The following is a 20863-nucleotide window of genomic DNA, read 5'->3' as shown; positions in this document are numbered from 1 at the left end:
GTTGTCCCCAGAACTCCAAACTATGGTCGAGCGCCGTTATCCGGAGGATTGGTCGGAGTTTGACACCCGCGCCGTCGACACCGTGCGAGTACTAGCGGCAGATGCTGTACAAAAATGCGGTTCCGGCCACCCTGGCACCGCTATGTCCCTCGCGCCCCTCGCCTACACCTTGTACCAGCGTGTCATTAGCCATGATCCCGCGGATGTGCACTGGGCCGGCCGCGACCGCTTCGTTCTGTCAGTTGGCCACTCTTCCCTCACCCAATACATCCAGCTTTACCTGGGCGGCTTTGGCTTGGAAATGGACGATCTCAAGCAGCTGCGCACGTGGGGATCGCGCACGCCTGGCCACCCTGAAGTGCACCACACCGATGGTGTGGAAATCACCACCGGACCGCTTGGCCAAGGCCTTGCTTCCTCCGTGGGCATGGCAATGGCGGCACGGAAGGAGCGCGGCCTTTTCGATCCAGAGGCCCCGGCCGGCGAGTCTCCCTTCGACCACTACGTCTACACCATTGCTTCCGATGGTGACCTGCAGGAGGGCGTTACCGCTGAGGCCTCTTCCCTGGCGGGTACGCAAAAGCTCGGCAACTTGATTGTCTTCTGGGACGATAACCGCATCTCTATTGAGGACGATACGAATATTGCTTTCAACGAAGACGTGGTAGCCCGCTACGAGGCCTACGGCTGGCACGTCCAAACTGTCGAATCCGGCGAAGACGTCGTAGCCATTGAGGAGGCTGTCAAGGCCGCTCAGGCAGAGACCGAGCGCCCTTCCTTCATCCGCGTGAAGACCGTCATCGGCTACCCGGCCCCGAATAAGATGAATACCGGCGGCGTTCATGGCGCTGCTCTGGGCGATGACGAGGTAGCTGCCACCAAGGAGGTATTGGGCTTCGATCCCGAGCGCAGCTTCCACATCGACGACGAGGTCATCGAACACACCCGCAAGCTGCGCGAGCGCGGCGCCGAGAAGCACGCCGCGTGGCAGAAGAAGTTCGACGAATGGGCTGCAGCCAATCCGGAGAACAAGGCACTCTTTGACCGCATGAAGGCGCGCGAATTGCCGCAAGGTTTCGACGCTGAATTGCCGGTGTGGGAACCGGGTGAACCTTTGGCCACCCGCAAGGCTTCTGAAGCCACCATCCAAGCATTGGCCGCTTCCCTTCCTGAGATGTGGGGTGGCTCTGCTGACCTTGCCGGCTCCAATAACACCGTGATTAAGGGCGCTGACTCCTTCGGCCCCGCAGCCATTACCACCGATATGTGGTCGGCTCAGCCATATGGCCGCAACCTCCACTTCGGCATTCGCGAGCACGCGATGTCTGCGATTATGAACGGTATTGCTCTGCATGGCAATACCCGCGTTTACGGCGGCACCTTCCTTATTTTCTCTGAGTACCAGTACCCCGCTGTGCGCCTGGGCTCGTTGATGTCTACCGATACCTACTATGTCTGGACCCACGACTCCATTGGCTTGGGCGAGGATGGCCCAACCCACCAGCCGGTAGAGACCCTTTCTGCCCTTCGTGCTATCCCGAACCTGTCCGTTATTCGCCCGGCCGATGCCAACGAAACCGCTCAGACCTGGGCGGCAGCTCTCGAGTACAAAGCTGCGCCTAAGGGCCTGGCACTGAGCCGCCAGGGACTGCCGGTACTGGAAGGCACCAAGGAAAAGGCGCATGATGGCGTGCGCCGCGGCGCTTATGTTCTGGTGGAAGAGTCCAAGGAAACACCAGACGTGATCCTCCTCGCTACCGGCTCTGAGGTGCAGCTTGCTGTCGCCGCCGCTAAGGAACTGGAGGCCGCCGGAACAGCCACCCGCGTTGTCTCCGCACCGTGCCTTGAGTGGTTTGATGAACAGGATGACGCATACCGCGAGTCCGTGCTGCCTAGCGAAGTGCAGGCCCGCGTTTCCATCGAAGCCGGCATCGCTATGCCGTGGCACAAGTACACCGGTTCTTTCGGCCGGACCATTTCCATCGAGCACTACGGCGCCTCTGCTCCTGCGGGCGAACTCTTTGAGAAATTTGGCTTCACCACTGCAGCGGTTGTTGAAGCGGCACAGGAATCGCTCGCTGCCGCGAAGAAGTAAACCCCCACGACTGGATAAGGAGTACACATGAACCACATTTCCGAACTTGCCCAGCTGGGAACCTCAACCTGGCTCGATGACCTTTCTCGCGAGCGCCTAGTCTCGGGCAATCTCAAGGAGATAATTTCCGCTAAGTCCATCGTGGGAGTTACCACCAACCCGGCGATTTTCGCCGCGGCGATGACCAACGGCACCGCCTACGACGCCGAGCTTTCCACGTTGAAGGAGGCCAAGGCCACCGCCGATGAAGCGGTGTACGCATTGGCCATCGAGGACGTCAAGAATGCCTGCGACCTCTTTGCGGATATCTACTCCTCTACTAACGGTGCGGATGGCCGCGTGTCCATCGAGGTCGACCCACGCATTTCTGATGATGCTACCGCCACCCTTGAGCAGGCGCGTGAGCTGTGGTCAAAGGTCGATCGTCCCAACGTAATGATTAAGATTCCGGCCACGACCGGCTCCCTCCCGGCCATCGAAGATGCCCTGGCGGAGGGAATCAGCGTCAACGTCACCCTTATTTTCTCCGTGGATCGCTACCGCGATGTCATTGAGGCTTTCCGGACCGGACTCAAGCGTGCCGCCGAAGCAGGCAAGGACGTCTCCACCATTCACTCCGTGGCTTCCTTCTTTGTTTCCCGTTTGGATACCGAAGTGGATAAGCGCTTGGAGGCTATTGGTAGCGAGATTGCTCTGGCACTGCGAGGCAAGGCGGGCGTCGCCAATGCGCAGCGCGCCTATGCACTCTTCCAGGACGCCTTGCTTAACGACGCCGATTTGCCCGAGGGAGCCCACCTCCAGCGTCCGCTGTGGGCTTCTACTGGCGTAAAGAATCCGGAGTACCCAGCCACCTTGTACGTATCGGAGCTGGCTGGACCGCATACGGTCAACACCATGCCAGAAAAGACCATCGATGCGGTTCTTTCCGAGGGCAACCTTCACGGCGACGCCCTGTCTGATAGCCGCGAGGCTGCAGAGGACGTCTTTGCCCAGCTAGAAGAGGTCGGCATTGATTTCGATGATGTCTTTGCAGTGCTGGAGCGCGAGGGCGTAGATAAGTTTGTCGCTGCGTGGGAGGAACTGCTTGCTTCCATTCAGGAGCGACTCGCGTAAACTAGCCGTGTGACTTGTGCCCCGCCGAGAATTCGGCGGGGCATTCTGCCGCTAAAATATTAGCGAGCTTAAAGCCCATAAACTCAGGAAGGATTCTTCGTGACCGACTCAGCCGCTTGGGTCAACCCCTTGCGCAATGCCAGCGACAAGCGATTGCCGCGAATCGCAGGACCCGCGGGCATGGTCATCTTCGGCGTTACCGGTGACCTAGCATATAAAAAGCTACTGCCCGCCATCTACGACCTAGCGAGCCGTGGTCTCCTCCCCGCTGGCTTTACCCTTGTGGGTTATGGTCGCCGTGACTGGGACAAGGTCGCATTCTGTGACTACGTTCGCTCAGCCGTCATCGCTGGCTCACGTACCGAGTTCAATGAAGATGTCTGGCAGCATTTATCCCAGGGAATCGAATTTGTGCAAGGTTCCTTCGATGATGCTGGATTCGATCGCCTTTCGGCGCGTTTGGGCGAGCTTGATCGTGAGCGCGGCACCGGAAGCAACTGGGCATACTACCTTTCGGTTCCCCCGGAGTTCTTCTCCAATATCTGCCACCAGCTGGAGCGGGTGGGCATGGCCAACTCCGTCGAGGACTCGTGGCGCCGAGTAATCATTGAGAAGCCTTTTGGCCACGATCAAGAGTCTGCCCGCAAGCTCAATGAGATTGTCAACGCCGTCTTCCCCGAGTCCGCGGTCTTCCGCATTGACCATTATTTGGGCAAGGAGACGGTGCAAAACATCATGGCTTTGCGCTTTGCCAATCAAATTTTTGAGCCCATGTGGAACGCCCACTACATCGATCACGTCCAAATCACCATGGCCGAAGATATTGGCCTGGGCGGCCGCGCTGGCTACTATGACGGCATCGGTGCGGCTCGCGACGTCATCCAGAACCACCTGCTGCAGCTTTTGGCTCTGGTTGCGATGGAAGAACCCTCCTCCTTCGAGCCTGAGGCCCTACAGGCAGAAAAGGTCAAGGTGCTGCGCGCTACCCACGCCGTGCACCCACTCAATAAAACAACTGCTCGCGGCCAGTACTCCGCCGGCTGGCAAGGCTCCGAGTTTGTCAAGGGCTTGCGCGAAGAAGAAGGCTTCGATCCGGAGTCCACGACGGAGACCTATGCAGCCTGTACCTTGGAAGTAAACTCCCGCCGCTGGGGAGGAGTGCCTTTCTACCTGCGCACGGGCAAGCGCTTGGGCCGGCGCGTGACCGAGATTGCGCTGGTATTCAAGGCAGCGCCAAATCAACCATTCGTTGACGGCCAGACCGATGCGCTGGGCCGAAACGCAGTGGTGATCCGCGTACAGCCGGATGAAGGTGTCACCATGCGCTTTGGCTCCAAGGTGCCCGGTTCCACCATGGAGGTCCGAGACGTCAATATGGACTTTGCTTATGCTGAGGCCTTTACCGAGGAATCTCCGGAAGCATACGAGCGCTTGATTTTGGATGCCCTCCTCGATGAGTCCTCGCTCTTCCCCACCAACGAAGAGGTGGAACTTTCCTGGTCGATTTTGGATCCCATCATCGATTACTGGGCCGAAGCTGGTCAGCCGGAGGAATACCGCGCTGGCACATGGGGCCCGGAATCCGCCGATAGAATGTTGCGCCGCCGGGGCCACTCCTGGCGCCGCCCATAGGAGGGACGCAGACAATGATTATTCCATTGCCCAACACCACTACGCGTGAAATCTCCAAGAAGCTAGTAGAGGCCCAAGAGCATTACACCCTTACTACCGGCCGAGTACTTACCCTAATCGTGGCTGCCCGCGAGGACGATGATCTGGAAAACATCCTGGCCTCCGTGCGCGATGCCTCCCACGAGCACCCGTCGCGCGTTCTGGTCGTCGTGACGGGCGACCCGCAGGCAGATACCCACCTGGACGCGCAGCTTCGCGTGGGTGGTGAAGCGGGTGCTTCTGAGATGGTCATCATGAAGTTGCACGGCGCCTTGGCAAACCAGGACGAGGCAGTCGTTACTCCACTGCTGCTTCCCGATACCCCCTTGGTCGCCTGGTGGCCTACCTTGTGCCCGCCCGATCCAGCTGCCAGCTCTGTGGGCAAACTGGCTCAACGCCGCATCACCAACGTTGCCTATGACGGACGCGTCACTGGCGAAGATCTGCGCACCTTATCCGCCGGTTACACGCCGGGCGATTCCGATATGTCCTGGGCCGCCATCACTTTGTGGCGCGGCGTCGTGGCCTCCGCATTGGACCGCCATCCTCACGAGCCCGTGCAGTCCGTCGAGGTGGCGGGCCCTGCGGGCCACCCAGCGCCAGACTTCGCGGCCGGATGGCTCCTCGATCGTTTGGCAGTCCCCGTCCACCGCACTGTGACCGATTCTCAGGAGCTGCACTTCCCAGTGACCCACTTGCGGTTTAATCGGGAAACGAGCCACGTCGACGTTGATGTCGTCGACGAGCGCACGGTGCGGGTGTGCGTTCCAGGTTCCCCGGATTCCTTGGTGAGCCTTAGCAAGCGCTCCCAAGCTGAGGTTCTCTCTGAAGAATTGCGCCATCTGGATGCCGATAAGACTTATGCGCAAGCGCTCCGTGCGCTCGCCCAAGTAGACTACAGTAAGCAGTAAAACGGCTTAACTCTGATTCTTTGCAAAGGATAGCGATACCTCATGGTAACTCTTCACCGCGTAAGCGATGTGGATGACCTTATCTCCCAGGCCGCGCTGAAATTCGTGGATACCGTAGCGCGCATCCAAGCCGCCGGTGGCGGGCTCCACCACGATGGGGTCGCGCGAGTTGTCCTAACCGGCGGTGGCGCTGGAATTGGCGTTCTTCACGAGCTAGCTCGTTTGGATTTCGCGGCACAGCAACAAGGCGAGAATTTTCCCGCCCAACGCATCGATTGGTCGCGCGTTCACGTCTTCTTCGGCGATGAGCGTAATGTACCCGTCTCTGATGCAGATTCTAATGAGGGTCAAGCACGCAGTGCCCTGCTCAACCACGTAGATATTCCAAACCAGAATATCCACGGTTTTGATCTGGGCGCGGTGTCTATGGAAGCCGCGGCGAGTGCGTATGAGCCAGAGCTGAAGGAATTTGCCCCAAACGGCTTCGATCTCCATCTGCTGGGCATGGGCGAAGAGGGCCATATCAATTCCTTGTTCCCCCATTCTGAGGCGGTTCGGGAGCAAGAAGAGCTAGCTGTTCCCGTTCATGACTCTCCCAAGCCGCCGAGCGAGCGCATCACCCTTACTCTTCCCGCAGTCAACAAGTCTGATCGGATCTGGCTTCTTGTAGCAGGCGAGGCCAAGGCGGAAGCTGCCAAGCACGTCGTTGAAGGCGCTGAGCCTGAAGAATGGCCAGCTGCAGGCGTGCACGGTAAGGAAGAAACCATCCTCTTCCTTGCCGATGACGCCGCATCCGAGCTCTAGGCACGTCAGCCTAGAGCGCAGCCGAGCTGAACTTTTGGGCTCGGCGCCACGCAAAAAGCGCCGGTACCGCTTCCCCACCTACAGTTCCTACAGGAAACCAGGAGGTTGGAAGCCGGTACCGGCGCTTTCGCTAGTCCAGCTGGTGGCTTAAGCGAATGCTTGGATGAGGTTGAGGCCTACGATGCACGCAAGCCAGATAATTACCATGACCACGGTGTAACGGTCCAGGTTCTTTTCCACGACGGTCGAGCCGGACAGGTTCGACTGCACGCCACCGCCAAAGAGGCTGGACAGGCCACCACCTTTGCCCTTGTGCAGCAGCACGAAGATGGACATCAAAATAGCTGCGATGACCAAGATGATTTCCAGTGCCAAGACCATGAGGATAATCCTTATTTCTAACGTGCGCCCTGCGGTTGACTCTCGCCACCCGCTAGCGCGGAATCGTACTTTTAGGCTTCGCGTACAGCGAAGCAATCACACCGGCCCACTGTACACGATGGCGCGGGCTGGAACCATTCCAACCCGCGCCTTAGCGCGAACCTGTGACGGGTGATAACTGCTGTTAGCTCAGGGCATTAGCTGCGTTGGCAGCCAACTTGGCAAACTCCTCGCCGACCAAGGAAGCGCCACCGATAAGGCCGCCGTCGACGTCAGGCTTGCTGACGATCTCTGCAACGGAATCAACCTTGACGGAACCACCGTAGAGAATGCGGATACCTGCAGCAACCTCCTCGCCTGCGAGCTCCGTTACGAGCTCACGGATGGCGGCGCAGACTTCTTGGGCATCGTCTGCGGAGGCAACCTTGCCGGTGCCAATCGCCCAAACTGGCTCGTAGGCGATGACAGTCTTGGCAAGCTGGTCTGCGCTCAGGCCGGCCAAAGAATTGCGGGTCTGGTTAACCACGTAGTCCACATGGGTACCGGCCTCGCGTACAGCCAACGGCTCGCCTACGCACACGATGGGGCTGATGCCATTGTCCAATGCTGCAGCTGCCTTCTCTGCAACGAGCTTATCGGTCTCGCCGTGGTACTGACGGCGCTCCGAGTGGCCCACAACCACCCAGCTGCAGCCGAGCTTGGCCAACATCTTGCCAGATACTTCACCAGTGAATGCGCCGGACTCGTGCTTGGAAATGTCCTGCGCACCGTAGGTGACCTGCAGCTTGTCGCCCTCTACCAGCGTTTGGATAGTGCGGATATCAGTAAACGGGACCATGTAGGCCACGTCAACCTTCTCGTAGTAGTCCTTTGGCAGGGAAAAGGCGAACTTCTGAACGGAGCCGATGGCCTCGACGTGGTCGAGGTTCATCTTCCAGTTACCTGCGATAAGTGGGGTGCGTGCCATGAATTTTTCCTCTCTTTCTGGCAAATTAAGAAGGCAGTTTTAGGCTTCCAGGACAGATACGCCCGGAAGCTCCTTGCCCTCGAGGTACTCGAGGGAGGCACCGCCGCCGGTGGAGATATGGCTGAAGCCATCCTCATCCAAGCCAAGCATGCGCACGGAGGCAGCGGAGTCGCCGCCACCAACGACGGAGAAGGAACCGTTCTTTGCGGTGGCGTCGATAATAGCCTGCGCTACACCAGCAGTGCCCTTGGAGAAAGCTTCCATTTCGAATACGCCCATCGGGCCGTTCCAGAAGACGGTCTTGGAGGAAGCAAGCACCTCTGCAAACTTTTCCACAGACTTTGGTCCAATATCCAGGGACATCCAGCCTTCAGGGATGCTATCGAGCTCGACCACCTGGGTCTCTGCATCCGCTGCGAACTTGCTTGCAGCAGCGAGGTCAACCGGAAGCACCAGCTTGTCGCCAAAGCGCTCGAGCAGGTCCTTGCAGTTTTCGATCTGATCTTCTTGCAGCAGGGACTCTTGGACGTTATAGCCCTTGGCGGCCAGCAGGGTGTAGCACATGCCGCCACCAATGATGACCTTGTCTGCCTTGCCGGCCAGTGCTTCAATCACGCCGAGCTTATCCGAAACCTTGGCGCCGCCGAGGACAACCACGTACGGGTGCTCCGGCTCCTTGGCTACGGTGGACAGAACCGACAGTTCCTTTTCTACGAGCTTGCCCGCGTAAGCCGGCAGGCGCTTAGCGACGTCATACACAGATGCCTGCGCACGGTGGACAACGCCAAAGCCATCAGAAACAAAAGCGCCGTTATCGGCTGCCAGAGCAACGAGCTCGTCAGCGAACTGGCCGCGCTCAGCCTCGTCCTTGGAGGTCTCACGGGGGTCGAAGCGGACGTTTTCGATCAACATCACATCGCCATCGTTGAGGCCGTTGGCACGCTCATGAGCGTCTTCTCCGGTGACGTCGCCGGCTAGGGCAACGTACTGGTCAAGCGCTTCAGACAGCGCTTCAGCTACTGGAGCCAAAGAGAACTTAGGGTTTACCTCGCCCTTTGGACGACCCAGGTGTGCGGAAAGAATGACCTTTGCACCACCTTCTAACAGTGCCTTGATGGTCGGAAGAGAAGCGTTGATGCGTCCGGGATCGGTAATATTTCCCTCTTCATCAAGTGGAACATTGAAGTCAGAGCGGACGAGGACGTGGCGGGATTCGACGCCCTCCTTGAGAAGATCGTCAAGAGTCTGGAAAGCCATTATTTACTCCTTAAACAATTCGGACGGGTTAAAAGGCTATAGATATAAGAATACCGGCCGCGACGCAGCGCCGTTTAGGCTTGCATCGCGGCCGGATCCTCATTGCTAGAGCTCTAGTTTAGAGCTTGTCTGCCACCAGGTTGGTCAGGCGAACGAGCTGGGAGGTGTAGCCCCACTCGTTGTCGTACCAGCCCAGAACCTTGACCAGGTTGCCGTTGGAAACCTTGGTCATGCCGGAGTCGAAGATGCAGCCGTGCGGGGAGGTAACAATGTCGGTGGAAACCAGCGGATCCTCGGTGTATGCGAGGGTGTCCTTGAGCTCGCCCTCAGCAGCTTCCTTCAAGGCAGCGTTGATTTCCTCGGCAGTGACGTCGCGGGAAGCGGTGAAGGTCAGGTCGGTAGCGGAGCCGGTGATAACCGGAACGCGCATTGCGTAACCATCCAGCTTGCCGTCCAGCTCAGGCAGAACCAGGGATACGGCCTTAGCAGCGCCAGTGGAGGTAGGCACCATGTTTACTGCAGCGGCACGGGCGCGGCGCGGGTCCTTGTGCGGAGCGTCCTGGATGCGCTGGTCGCCGGTGTAAGCGTGAACGGTGGTCATCAGGCCCTTTTCAATGCCAAACTTGTCATTGAGAACCTTTGCCATCGGTGCCAGGCAGTTGGTGGTGCAGGATGCTGCAGAGATGACGTTGTGGTTTGCCGGATCATAGGTGTCAGAGTTGACGCCGTAGACGAAGGTTGCGTCTACTTCCTTGCCCGGGGCGGAGATGATGACCTTCTTGGCGCCAGCCTCGAGGTGAGCCTTGGCGTCGTTGCCGTTGGTAAAGCGGCCGGTGGACTCGATGACGAGGTCTACGTTGTACTCGCCCCACTTGAGCTGCTTCGGGTCCTTTTCTGCGGTTACCACGATGCGGTGACCATTAACGGTAATGGACTCATCGTCGTGAGTAATTTCGCCATCGAAGCGGCCCAGCACGGAGTCGTACTTCAGCAGGTTAGCCAGCGTGCCGTTGTCGGTCAGGTCGTTTACTGCAACAACTTCGAGGTTGTTGTCACCCTGAGCGACTGCACGGAAAAAGTTACGGCCAATGCGGCCAAAGCCATTGATACCTACGCGGATAGTCACTGTATTTCTCCTCAAAGAGTCGAGTAAATGTGTGTACGGGTATGTGCGCGGGTCCTTCGATGAAGCCTGTGTTTGAGAAGCGCCCGAGCGTTTTCCCTTACATTGCCAATACTACCGAGCGATTTTTGTCAGCGCAGGCTCCCAGCAACCTTGAGAACTAGTGGATGACAGACTTTCCAAAAGCGCGTACACTCTTTCCGATCCTTTTTTTCCCCACATACAAACCCGCTGGATAGGCCCGAACACGTGGGTTTGTGTTGGGTTTACAGCGTTACCATGAGATATATCACTTCCACGCTCTAGTGGTTGCGCCCGCCTCTGTCCGATCGGACATTTCGCAGCATTACTGCTGGCGCCTAATAAGACGACCGTATTGTTTCCATGATGCCCACCGCACGATATGCTTTCTATACTCACTGGCTCACAAAGCGTTTAAGGCAACCCTGCCTGCTCTAGCGCCACCGTTGGTCACCGTGAGAATGCTTTCAGGTGCCCGTAGTTTCCTACGGGCAAGACCACCGTAGAAATCAAGGACTTCTCTTGTTCGAAATAAATACCTCTGCTGTGGGTGACAGCCTCGGGCTTACCGCCCTGGTGGCGATTCTCCCGCTCATTGCATTCTTTATCATGCTGCTAGGCGTAAAGGCACGCGCGCATACTTCTGGCGCCGTTGCCCTGGCAGTATCCCTCATTATTGCCATCGCCGGCTTCTCCATGCCGGTAGATATGGCTTTGTCCTCCGCCGTACGTGGCGGGCTATTCGGTCTCCTGCCCATTGTCTGGGTCATCATTACTGCAATCTGGTTCTATGAAATCACCGTAGCCTCCGGGCGCTTCGAGGATCTGCGCAAGACCTTTGACCTTTTGGGTGATGGCGATATTCGCATCCAGGCTATCCTCATCGCCTTCTGTTTTGGCGGTTTGTTGGAGGCCCTCGCTGGCTTCGGCGCCCCCGTGGCCATTACCGCGACCATGATCATGGCCCTTGGCGTGAAGCCACTGCGCGCGGCTACAGTAGTTCTGATTGCTAATACCGCTCCGGTTGCTTTTGGCGCGGTTGGCATCCCGGTAACCACTGCGGGCGAGGTTGCCGGTCGCAGCGCCGAGCAAACCCACGACATTGCAGCACTTATCTCCTTGCAGGTGCTGCTCATCGCCGCCATCGTGCCATTCCTCATCGCCTTCATCTTGGACGGCTTCCGCGGTGTCAAGGAAACTGCCCCGGCCGCTGCCGTGATTGGCATTTCCTTCGCGTTGGCTCAGTGGTTGGCCGCGACTTTCTTTGCGTACCAGCTCACCAACGTCATCGCCTGCATCGTCTCTTTGGGCTGTGCTTTCGCCTTCCTCCGGGTATGGAAGCCGAAGGGCGTCAAGGAGTTGCGCGAGCGTCTCGAGCTTCCTGCCGCCGAGTCCACCACCGATCTCAACGGACGCCGTATCTGGATGGCGCTGCTTCCCTACGCCGTAGTGACCGTGGTCTTTGCCGTGGCCACCGCCGCCCCCGCTATCTTCGGATTCCTCAAGCTGCACTTTGCCTGGCCTTTGCTTGATGACGCGATTGTCGACGCCGACGGCAAGCTCATGGATACCAGCTTCAGCTTCAATGTCTTTGGCAATCCAGGTACGCTCCTGCTGCTCTCGGGCATTATCGTTGCGGTTGTCTACCACTACTTCAATGAAAATGGCCGCTACAGCCTAAGCTTTGGGCAACCGGTGAGCGCCTTTGGGGACGTCGTCAGCCGCATGAAGTTCTCGGCCCTTACCATCATCTTGGTGCTGGCCTTGGCCTACACGATGAACTACTCCGGCCAGACTATTGCTATTGGTGAGTTCGTCTCTTCTGCCGGCAGCATCTTTGCGCTCTTCGCCCCAGTCCTGGGCTGGATTGGTACCGCGGTTACTGGCTCCGATACGTCTGCTAATGCCCTCTTTGCCAACCTGCAGGTTGCAGCGGCAGAGCGAATCAGCGTGAATCCTGACCTTATGCTCGCGGCCAATACCGCAGGCGGCGTTGTGGGCAAGATGATCTCCCCGCAGTCCCTTGCAATTGCGGCTACCGCCGTCAATATGGAGGGCAAGGAATCAGTCATCCTGAAGAACGTAGTGGGCTACTCCGTGGCTTTCCTAGCCATTGTATGCGTCATCGTGTTCTTGATGACCAACGTCCTAGGATTCCTCGTGCCCTAGTTCTTTAACGCTTCTGGCTAGCCGGTTGCGCACCTGCTAGCCGGGAAGGCACTAAAAATCTCCCCGCAGCTGCGTCTACCGCTTTGGTATCCGCACTGCGGGGAGTTCTTTTAATGTAAGCGAATCCGAGGGTCAGGATTCGTTGAAGAGGTCATCTGTAATCGCTTGGTTGGTATCGGGGATATCCAGCTCCTCGGCTCGCTTATCGGCCATCGACAGCAAGCGGCGAATACGCCCAGCTACTGCGTCCTTAGTCATAGGAGGCTCGGCCAAGCGACCCAGCTCTTCGAGCGAAGCCTCGCGGTGCTGAACTCGCAAGCGGCCCGCGTCTGCCAAGTGCTCAGGAACATCGTCACCTAAGATCTCCATGGCGCGGTCAACGCGCGCTGCCGCGGTAACCGCAGCGCGAGCAGAGCGCCGAAGGTTGGCGTCATCAAAATTGTCCAAGCGCCGAGACGTATCGTGCGCCTCCCGCTTAACTCGCTTCTTTTCCCAGCTCAATCGAGTCTCCTGAGCACCCATACGCGTAAGAAGCGCCCCGATAGCATCACCATCGCGTACAACGACGCGATCTTCACCGCGAGTTTCCTTGGTCTTCGCAGAGATACCAAGGCGGCGGGCGCAGCCCACCAGTGCCAACGCAGCCTCTTGGCACGGGCAGGTAACTTCCAGCGCGGAAGAGCGGCCTGGCTCCGTGAGACTGCCATGGGCAAGGAAGGCTCCGCGCCATGCTGCTTCGCTATCGGCGACGGTGCCGGAGATGACCTGCGGCGGCAGACCCACTACTGCATGGCCGGAGCGGGTGATAAGACCCAGCCGACGGGTCAACTCTTTCGCGCCGGTGGAAATGCGAACCGTTACGCGAGTCTTCTTGGTGGTTCCTGCCGGGCCGGCGACATGGCTATCGGCAGTGATCCCATAGAGGTCATCAAGAGCGTTCATGAAGCGCCGTGCAATGGCGTGGCTTTCTAGCTCCAGCTCATAGGACATGCTGTCACCGGAAATATCTAGCTCGCCGGCGAATCGCAACATCGCCGCCAGTTCGGCAGCGCGAGCGGACTGGCGTGGCACGACGACAGCCGTCAATTCTTCTTTGACCTGGTCGGTCAATGGTGTGGTCACCTAGTTCGCCCCATTTCTATTCTCACAGTCACAAAGTACGCATACCGGCTAGAGCCATTGCTTCCAGCCCAGTGCGGTGAAAGGATTTCTGACATCATACCGCGCGGGCTCGATCGCCGCGCGGTCGGTCGAGTGCGGCCGCTCGCACGATACCGCGGTGAATTAGCGCGCCGGTTCTAATCGCGAGTGCTGCGATAGTCCGAATATAGGTCCAAGAGCGCCGCAGACAGCTTTTCCGGATCGTGCTTATTGATGCTGCGACCATTGGCATCAACTTGGCTCACATCCGCGAAGGTAGCGCGAGCGCCTAGGGACTGCGCGGCGCGCTGAATATAGACGCGCTCACTATCGGTGGGCAAAGCCGCCTCGTCCACCAAAATACGGTCAATCCGCAGATCAGGGGCGTGCTGCGCGAGCACGTGCAAGTGACGCTCTGCGGAGAAGCCATGAGTTTCGCCCGGCTCGGCCGAAAGGTTCAAAACAACGACGCGCAACGCATCGGAAGCAGAAATCGCATCCACTACCTGCGGCACGAGAGTATGCGGCAATACCGAGCTAAACCACGAGCCTGGGCCGATGGTAATGAGATCCGCGCGCTGGATGGCATCAAGGGCATCCGGATTCGCGCTGGGTTGTTCGGGCACGATGCGCACGCGCCGCACCTGGCCCGGTGTGGAAGCGACCGCAACCTGGCCGCGGACCTGGCGCATGACACGGGGGTCGTCGTCAAGCCCGGCAACATCCGCCTCAATCTCTAAGGCTTGATTGACCACTGGGAAAACTCGCCCCTGGGAATTAGTAAGTTCTGCGATGGTATCCAGGGCAGCTTGATAATCGCCGAGTACATCCGTTAATCCCGCAATCATCAGATTGCCTACCGCATGCCCTGCCATAGCGCCATTGCCACCGAAACGGTGTTGCAAGGTTCGTGCCCACAAGTCCCCCACTGGGTCACTATTGGCCAAGGCAGCCAGCGCCATGCGCAAGTCACCCGGGGGAATGATTTCCAGCTCGCGGCGCAAACGGCCAGAGGAACCGCCATCATCCGCGACGGTAACGATGGCAGAAATATCGGCCGCCTCGCTAAAGCGTGCGGACAGAAGGGTTTGATAAAGTCCATGGCCGCCGCCGAGGCAGACCATGTGTGAAGGATTGGTCATAAAAGCGTTAAAACTCCTGTGCTCTAGCCTCGTGCGATATCCCTATGCAAGGTGCTGACGTCCAAGGTGTCATTGTCCCGCAGTCGCGCCGCTATAGCCTCTGCGATGGCGACGGAACGGTGGTGGCCGCCCGTGCAACCGACGCCAAGCGTGATGAAGTTCTTGCCCTCATGGCGGTAGCCATCCAGCATGGTAGAAAACATCTGCAAGAAAGTATCCACGAACTCCTGCGCCGCTGGCTGCGAGAGCACATAGTGGGCAACCGGTTCATCCGTGCCGCGGTATCCCCGCAGTTCTGGAACCCAATAGGGGTTGGGCAGGAAACGCACGTCTACCACTAAGTCAGCATCGCGGGGCGAGCCATTCTTAAATCCAAAGGACTCAACGGTGACATGTTGCTTTTCATTTTGCATCTCACCAAAGGCCGCCTCAATGGCGCGGCGGAGATCATGAATGGATAGGTTCGTCGTATCAATAATGATATCCGCATGGGAACGCACGTCTGCCACCGCCCGACGCTCGCGTTGAATACCTACTTTGAGCGTGTCCCCCTCCTGCAGTGGGTGGGTGCGACGCACCGAATCAAATCGGCGAATGAGCACGTCATCGCGGGCATCCAAAAAAAGCACGGTGGGCTTCATATTTAGTTCCGTAAGCTCATCCATAATCTCTAACAAAGACCCTGGAAACATGCGCGAGCGCACATCCGTTACGGCTGCTACCTTGCCCACCGGAGTTCCCTCTTGGTTGCACAGCTTGAGCAGGTCAACAATGGCGCGAGGCGGAATATTGTGGGCCACGTAGTAGCCCTTATCCTCAAACACTTTGGCAGCGGAACTCAACCCGCCGCCGGACATGCCGGTTATCAAAATGGGTGGAGTTTCGAAATGCGTCATGCCCAACAGTCTAGCGCTTTAGGATTCGCCGCTTCTAGGAGAACTCCACTTAGTTGCCCGAAGAATCATGCAAAGTCTCGTAGACGGTCTGGGCCAGTTTTGGACCGAAGCCGTTTACCTCGCAGATCTCATCCACAGTGGCGGCCTTGAGCTTCTTCACCGAACCGAAATGCTTAACCAGATCGGTGCGCCGCTGCGGTCCCAATCCCGGCACGGAATCAAGAACTGAGGAACGCATCCGCTTTGAGCGCTGCTGCCGGTGGTAAGTAATGGCAAAGCGGTGGGCTTCATCGCGAATCTGCTGCAAGAGGAATAGCGCTTGCGAGTTTCGCGGCAGAATCACCGGCTCATCATCGCCGGGAACCCAGATTTCCTCGAGGCGCTTGGCCAGGCCCACCAGGGTTACATCCACGATGCCTAACTCATCAAATACCTCTTGAGCTGCGGCCACCTGGGGCGCGCCGCCATCCACAATGAAAAGCTGCGGTGGATACGCAAAGCGGCGCCCCGCCTCGGCGGATTCTTCCGCCACCTTCTCCTCTGCAAAGGACGACTCTTCTACTTCCTCATCCGGATGGGCCAGCTTATCTTGCTTGTGACGCTTAAACCGACGGCGCGTAATCTCTGCGATAGAACCGACGTCATCCGAGCGGCCATCACCAGCCGCCTCCTTGATGCGGTAGCGCCTATAGTCCGACTTCTTGGGCAGGCCATCTTCAAAGACCACCAGGGAAGCAACCACATCTGTGCCTTGAATGTGGGAGATATCAGTACATTCGATGCGCAATGGGGCTTGCTCCATACCCAGAGCTTCTTGAATATCCTGCAAGGCCGCCGAGCGTGCGGTGAGATCTCCTACCCGCTTGAGCTTATGCTGACGCAACTGCTCCTTGGCGTTTTTCTCCACCGTGGCCATAAGCTGCTTTTTATCGCCGCGCTGGGGAACGCGCAGGTCTACTTGAGCACCGCGCAGCTCCTCCAACAACGCGACGACCTGCTCCGGTTCATCCGGCAGGGCCTGAACCAAAATCTGGCGTGGAATAACCTGCACGCGGCGGGATTTCATGTGCGATTCTTGGTCCACCCCGCGCCGCTTCACGTCCGCGGCGAGCGCAGCGTCTTCCTGCGCTTCTTGCTTCTCACGCTCTACTGCATCGGAATAGAACTGGATGAGGAAGTTCTGTACCAACGCTGGCAGCGCGGGATCAGGCTGCCCCTCTTCCAAGGGCTCTGAGTTTGCCTGATCGCCAGCGCGTTCGACTACCCAACCGCGCTGACCGCGAATGCGCCCATCGCGAACATGGAAGATCTGCACCGCTGCCTCAAGTTCATCGGAGTTAAAAGCAATGAGATCAGCATCCGTGCCGTCTGTGAAGACCACGGCCTGCTGTTCCATGATCTTGTCAATCGCGCCCAAGTCATCGCGCAGGCGCGCCGCGCGTTCAAACTCTAGGTTCTCGGCGGCCTGCTCCATGTCCTGGGTGAGTTTGCGGCGCACTGAACCGGTGTTGCCATTCATGAAGGACACGAGATCGTTGACCGTCTCGCGGTGGTCTTCCTTGCTTACTCGGCCAATGCAGGGTGCATCGCATTTGCCGATGTATCCCAAAAGGCACGGACGCCCGAGCCGCTCATGCCGGTTATACACACCCTTCGAGCAGGTGCGCATGGGAAAGATGCGGGTAAGCAAGTCCAAGCTTTCGCGCACGGCCCAGGCATGGGAATAGGGGCCGAAATAGCGCACGCCCTTGCGCCGCGGGCCACGGTAGAAAAAGGCGCGAGGGACCGTCTCCCCGACCGAAACCGCGAGCATAGGATAGGTTTTATCATCGCGGTACATGACGTTGAAGTGTGGATCAAAACGCTTGATCCACGTGTACTCCAACTGCAAGGCTTCCACCTCGCTGGCAACTACCGTCCACTCCACCGAGTTGGCGGTGAGCACCATTTGGCGAGTACGCGGGTGCAGTTGCGTGATGTCCTGAAAATAGTTAGACAGCCGAGCGCGCAAGTTCTTGGCTTTGCCCACGTAGATAACGCGGCGGTTTTCATCGCGGAACTTATAGACGCCCGGGTCGGTGGGAATGGTTCCCGGAGCTGGGCGGTAGGTGGTGGGGTCAGCCAATTGTTAATCCTGGGGCATGTACTTGGCTTCCACGTCGCGGAAGCGGCGGACGTTGTCAATGACGGTGCCCTTATCGCCGGACTGCAACGCCCAGACGGGAACGAACTCGAACTCGGGCAGCTCAAGGCGTGCCATACGCTGGCCTACGGGGAAGGAAAGTCCGTAGACCACCTGCCACGGATAAAAGCGGGTGCCCACGATATTGCGGACCTCTACCCCATCCTCATTTGCGCGCAAGCGTGGACGGTTAAGAGCGATCCAGGACAAAACGGAAATGAGAACACCAACGCCAGGGAAGGCGAATTTGTCGATGGTAGTCACGTGCGCACCGGTAAAAGACACATCCAAGGTGATTCCCATGAAGATATGGATGGCCAGAACGAGGATCACCCAGGCGATAGCCACCTTGCGCAAGAAGGGCGAGGTCGCCGTAAATTCCCACGGTTTAGAGGTGGTCTGTGCGAAGGGATCGGCACTGGTATAGGCCAATACTTCGGCGTCGCTAAGCTGGTGGCTGTGCTGCGGATTCTTTGGGGCCTGCGCCTCGTTCATGTGCATACTCCTTTGGGGCGCGCCCCGCCGGCCACCTTAGTGGTCAAGCATCGGGCGCTGACGCATTGCTAGAGGTTACTTCTGTGCTGCGTTTAGTGTACGCAACTGCAGCGCGGTATCTAAAGCCGCAATCATGGCTTCGGCGCCCTTGTTTTCTACCGAGTCTGCAAATCCGGCGCGGTCGATAGCTTGCTGCTGGTCGTTAACGGTCAGGACGCCGTTAGCTACCGGGGTGGATTCATCGAGGGAGATGCGGGTCAGCGCCTGGGTGACGGAATCGCATACGTAGTCAAAGTGCGGGGTGCCGCCACGGATAACGCAGCCTAGTGCCACCACGGCATCGTAGGCGCGGGCTGCTGCTTGGACGACAACGCCAAGTTCCAGGGCACCTACAACTCGGTATTCGGCAACCTCGGCACCATTATCGGTAGCGGTCTGCACTGCCTGGGCATGGAGCTGGTCGCAAATTTCTGCGTTCCACGTAGCAGTAACCACGGCAACGCGCAGTCCGCTGCCATCTACCTGGGCAATATCAGGTAGTCCTTCTTTACTCATCGCTATCCTTTCGATTGGACGTCAAAGTTCTACTTATGTTCGGCGTCCCACTGGGCAACCTGCGGAAGGTCGTGGCCCATGCGGTCGCGTTTAGTACGCAGGTAGTCAATATTATCCGCGTGGGCAGGGGTTGCCAGCGGCGTGTGGTGGCTGGCGTCCACTCCAAAGCCACTCAGCCCCTCGCCCTTATGCGGATTATTGGTTAAGAGGTTTGCGGATTCTATGCCGAGATCGCGAAGGATCTGCCCGGCCACGGAATACTCGCGGGCGTCCTCGGGCAGTCCCTGTTCCAGGTTGGCATCGACGGTATCCATGCCCGAATCCTGCAGGCGGTAGGCCTTCAACTTATGCAGAAGTCCGATTCCACGGCCCTCTTGACCGCGCAGGTAGATGACCACGCCGCGGCCTTCTTGGCTGATAAGGCGCATGGACTCATGCAGTTGGGGCCCGCAATCGCAGCGCCGTGAGCCAAAGGCATCACCAGTTAGGCATTCGGAATGGACGCGCACCATGACGTCGCGTGCGCCGCGCAGTTGGGCGGGATCCCCTGCGACCAATGCAACGTGTTCCTGCCCGTCTACCTCATGGCGGTAACCGATGGCGGTGAAGTGGCCGTATTCGGTGGGGAGCTCAGTGGCAACCTGGCGGGTGACCTGCGTTTCATTATGGCGGCGCCACTCGATGAGCTGCGCGATAGAGATCATGGAGAGTCCATGCGTATCGGCAAAGCGACGCAACTCTGGTGAGCGCGCCATGTCCGTGGGGTCATCTTCGGAGACGATCTCGCACAGCACACCGGCTGGGCGCAGGCCCGCTAAGCGGGCCAGATCAATGGAGGCCTCAGTATGTCCGTCCCGCTCCAGAACGCCGCCTGGGCGGGCGCACAGCGGCACGACGTGGCCTGGGCGGGTGAATTCGCCGGGTGTGGTGTTTGGGTCTGCCAGACGCCGGATGGTTTCTGCGCGCGAGGTCGCAGAAATACCGGTACTACCCGTCGCTGCATCCACGGTCACCGTGTAGGCGGTGCCGCGAACATCCTGGTTGACCGCCAGCATCGGCGGTAGGTTCAGCCGGTTGCAATCTTCTGGCAGTAAGGGTGCGCAGATATATCCAGAGGAATAGCGCACCATGAAGGCCACAAGTTCCGGGGTGGCTAGCTCTGCGGCGAAAATCAGATCGCCTTCGTTTTCGCGATCCTCATCGTCGATGACAACAACCGGCTTACCAGCGGCGATATCCGCGATGGCCTGGTCGATGGAATCTAGACGGATGGAATTCTCACTCGCGCTCATAAGGTAGCAGTCTAGTCCTTAGCCTCAGGGGGTTTAGCTTCGGGGTGAAGCATCTTTTCTACATACTTGGCCAGCACATCCACCTCGAGGTTTACCTCTCCTCCCACCGGCAAGGCGCCGTGAATGGTATCGCGCAAAGTGGTGGGGATAAGGGATACTTCGAACCAGTCGGGGCCCACGGCGCTCACGGTCAGCGAGGTGCCGCTCACGGCAATGGAGCCCTTTTCCACGACGTACCGAGCAAGCTCGGGCGGCAAGCTAAACCGGAGCACATCCCAGTTCTCGGAGCTAGTTCGGCTCTGGAGCGTCGCGGTGCCGTCCACGTGTCCTTGCATGATGTGCCCACCCAGCCGGGTGGTGGGAAGCAGTGCCGGTTCGACATTGACCGGATCGCCCTCGGCAAGGCGCCCCAGTGCGGTGCGGTCCAGGGACTCCTGCATCACATCCGCACAGAATGCATCCGCAGACAGATCCGCCACGGTAAGACATACGCCGTTAATGGCAATGGAATCACCCAGTGCGGCCTCCGCAACGGTACGCGGGGCACGAATGCTCAACCGCAGCGCGTCTGCATGCGGTTCCATTGCCTCCACGGTGCCCAACTCTTGTACTAGACCAGTAAACACGTCCAACCTTTCTCGCTCACTGC

At 58.5% G+C, this 20863-nt stretch carries 18 protein-coding genes; 6 read left to right on the top strand and 12 right to left on the bottom strand.

The annotated features are described in order from the left end of the window. Positions 1–22 precede the first annotated feature (22 nt). From tkt to pgl, 5 genes are all read left to right on the top strand, one after another. Entirely contained in the window at positions 23–2095 is a 2073-nt protein-coding gene (gene tkt / locus MHY22_RS01490) for a transketolase (RefSeq protein WP_239277773.1), read from the top strand. A gap of 27 nt (positions 2096–2122) precedes the next feature. Then, positions 2123–3208, top strand: coding sequence for a transaldolase (gene tal / locus MHY22_RS01485; protein WP_239277701.1), 1086 nt, complete (start codon positions 2123–2125; stop codon positions 3206–3208). Between the two features lie 99 nt (positions 3209–3307). Continuing rightward, entirely contained in the window at positions 3308–4840 is a 1533-nt protein-coding gene (gene zwf / locus MHY22_RS01480) for a glucose-6-phosphate dehydrogenase (RefSeq protein ID WP_005328410.1), read from the top strand. Positions 4841–4854: 14 nt separating this feature from the next. Further along, complete coding sequence (locus tag MHY22_RS01475; RefSeq protein WP_239277700.1) at positions 4855–5790, top strand: glucose-6-phosphate dehydrogenase assembly protein OpcA; 936 nt, start codon at positions 4855–4857, stop codon at positions 5788–5790. A gap of 42 nt (positions 5791–5832) precedes the next feature. Beyond that, positions 5833–6594: a 6-phosphogluconolactonase gene (gene pgl, locus MHY22_RS01470; RefSeq protein WP_239277698.1), complete on the top strand. Its 762-nt coding sequence runs from the start codon at positions 5833–5835 to the stop codon at positions 6592–6594. Positions 6595–6741: 147 nt separating this feature from the next. Here pgl and secG read toward each other — a convergent pair whose 3' ends face one another. The 4 genes from secG to gap all read right to left on the bottom strand — a co-directional run bounded on the left by secG (position 6742) and on the right by gap (position 10325). Beyond that, positions 6742–6975 carry a preprotein translocase subunit SecG gene (secG, locus tag MHY22_RS01465; protein WP_005324856.1) on the bottom strand — a complete coding sequence of 78 codons (234 nt, stop codon included), beginning with the start codon at positions 6973–6975 and terminating at the stop codon, positions 6742–6744. 184 nt (positions 6976–7159) lie between these two features. Next, positions 7160–7942: a triose-phosphate isomerase gene (gene tpiA, locus MHY22_RS01460; RefSeq protein WP_225746913.1), complete on the bottom strand. Its 783-nt coding sequence runs from the start codon at positions 7940–7942 to the stop codon at positions 7160–7162. Between the two features lie 39 nt (positions 7943–7981). Next, positions 7982–9199: a phosphoglycerate kinase gene (gene pgk, locus MHY22_RS01455; RefSeq protein ID WP_239277696.1), complete on the bottom strand. Its 1218-nt coding sequence runs from the start codon at positions 9197–9199 to the stop codon at positions 7982–7984. A gap of 118 nt (positions 9200–9317) precedes the next feature. Next, on the bottom strand, positions 9318–10325 hold the full coding sequence (gene gap / locus MHY22_RS01450) for a type I glyceraldehyde-3-phosphate dehydrogenase (RefSeq protein WP_239277695.1): 1008 nt from the start codon (positions 10323–10325) through the stop codon (positions 9318–9320). A 540-nt stretch (positions 10326–10865) separates the two neighbouring features. Between gap and MHY22_RS01445 the strand changes: the two genes are divergently transcribed. Beyond that, positions 10866–12512, top strand: coding sequence for an L-lactate permease (locus MHY22_RS01445; protein WP_239277692.1), 1647 nt, complete (start codon positions 10866–10868; stop codon positions 12510–12512). A 132-nt stretch (positions 12513–12644) separates the two neighbouring features. Here the strand turns inward: MHY22_RS01445 and whiA are convergent, their stop codons facing one another. The 8 genes from whiA to MHY22_RS01405 all read right to left on the bottom strand — a co-directional run bounded on the left by whiA (position 12645) and on the right by MHY22_RS01405 (position 20840). Continuing rightward, positions 12645–13634 carry a DNA-binding protein WhiA gene (gene whiA / locus MHY22_RS01440; RefSeq protein WP_239228818.1) on the bottom strand — a complete coding sequence of 330 codons (990 nt, stop codon included), beginning with the start codon at positions 13632–13634 and terminating at the stop codon, positions 12645–12647. A gap of 176 nt (positions 13635–13810) precedes the next feature. After that, on the bottom strand, positions 13811–14794 hold the full coding sequence (gene yvcK / locus MHY22_RS01435) for a uridine diphosphate-N-acetylglucosamine-binding protein YvcK (RefSeq protein ID WP_239277691.1): 984 nt from the start codon (positions 14792–14794) through the stop codon (positions 13811–13813). A 23-nt stretch (positions 14795–14817) separates the two neighbouring features. Further along, positions 14818–15699 (bottom strand): RNase adapter RapZ, encoded by an 882-nt coding sequence (gene rapZ / locus MHY22_RS01430; protein ID WP_239277771.1) that lies wholly within the window; start codon positions 15697–15699, stop codon positions 14818–14820. Positions 15700–15739: 40 nt separating this feature from the next. Then, the gene (uvrC, locus tag MHY22_RS01425; protein ID WP_239277689.1) at positions 15740–17815 is read right to left on the bottom strand and encodes an excinuclease ABC subunit UvrC; all 2076 of its coding nucleotides are present in this window, start codon (positions 17813–17815) and stop codon (positions 15740–15742) included. Positions 17816–17818: 3 nt separating this feature from the next. Further along, positions 17819–18367: a PH domain-containing protein gene (locus MHY22_RS01420; protein ID WP_239277688.1), complete on the bottom strand. Its 549-nt coding sequence runs from the start codon at positions 18365–18367 to the stop codon at positions 17819–17821. A 75-nt stretch (positions 18368–18442) separates the two neighbouring features. After that, positions 18443–18922: a 6,7-dimethyl-8-ribityllumazine synthase gene (gene ribH / locus MHY22_RS01415; protein WP_239277687.1), complete on the bottom strand. Its 480-nt coding sequence runs from the start codon at positions 18920–18922 to the stop codon at positions 18443–18445. Between the two features lie 29 nt (positions 18923–18951). Beyond that, positions 18952–20214 (bottom strand): bifunctional 3,4-dihydroxy-2-butanone-4-phosphate synthase/GTP cyclohydrolase II, encoded by a 1263-nt coding sequence (locus MHY22_RS01410; protein ID WP_239277684.1) that lies wholly within the window; start codon positions 20212–20214, stop codon positions 18952–18954. Between the two features lie 11 nt (positions 20215–20225). After that, positions 20226–20840, bottom strand: coding sequence for a riboflavin synthase (locus MHY22_RS01405; RefSeq protein ID WP_239277683.1), 615 nt, complete (start codon positions 20838–20840; stop codon positions 20226–20228). Positions 20841–20863: the final 23 nt, after the last annotated feature.

The sequence above is a fragment of the Corynebacterium sp. ACRPO genome (assembly GCF_022347205.1).
GTDB lineage: Bacteria > Actinomycetota > Actinomycetes > Mycobacteriales > Mycobacteriaceae > Corynebacterium.
Note: the sequence above shows the minus strand (reverse complement) of the source record. Positions and strands in the feature narration are given on the sequence as shown.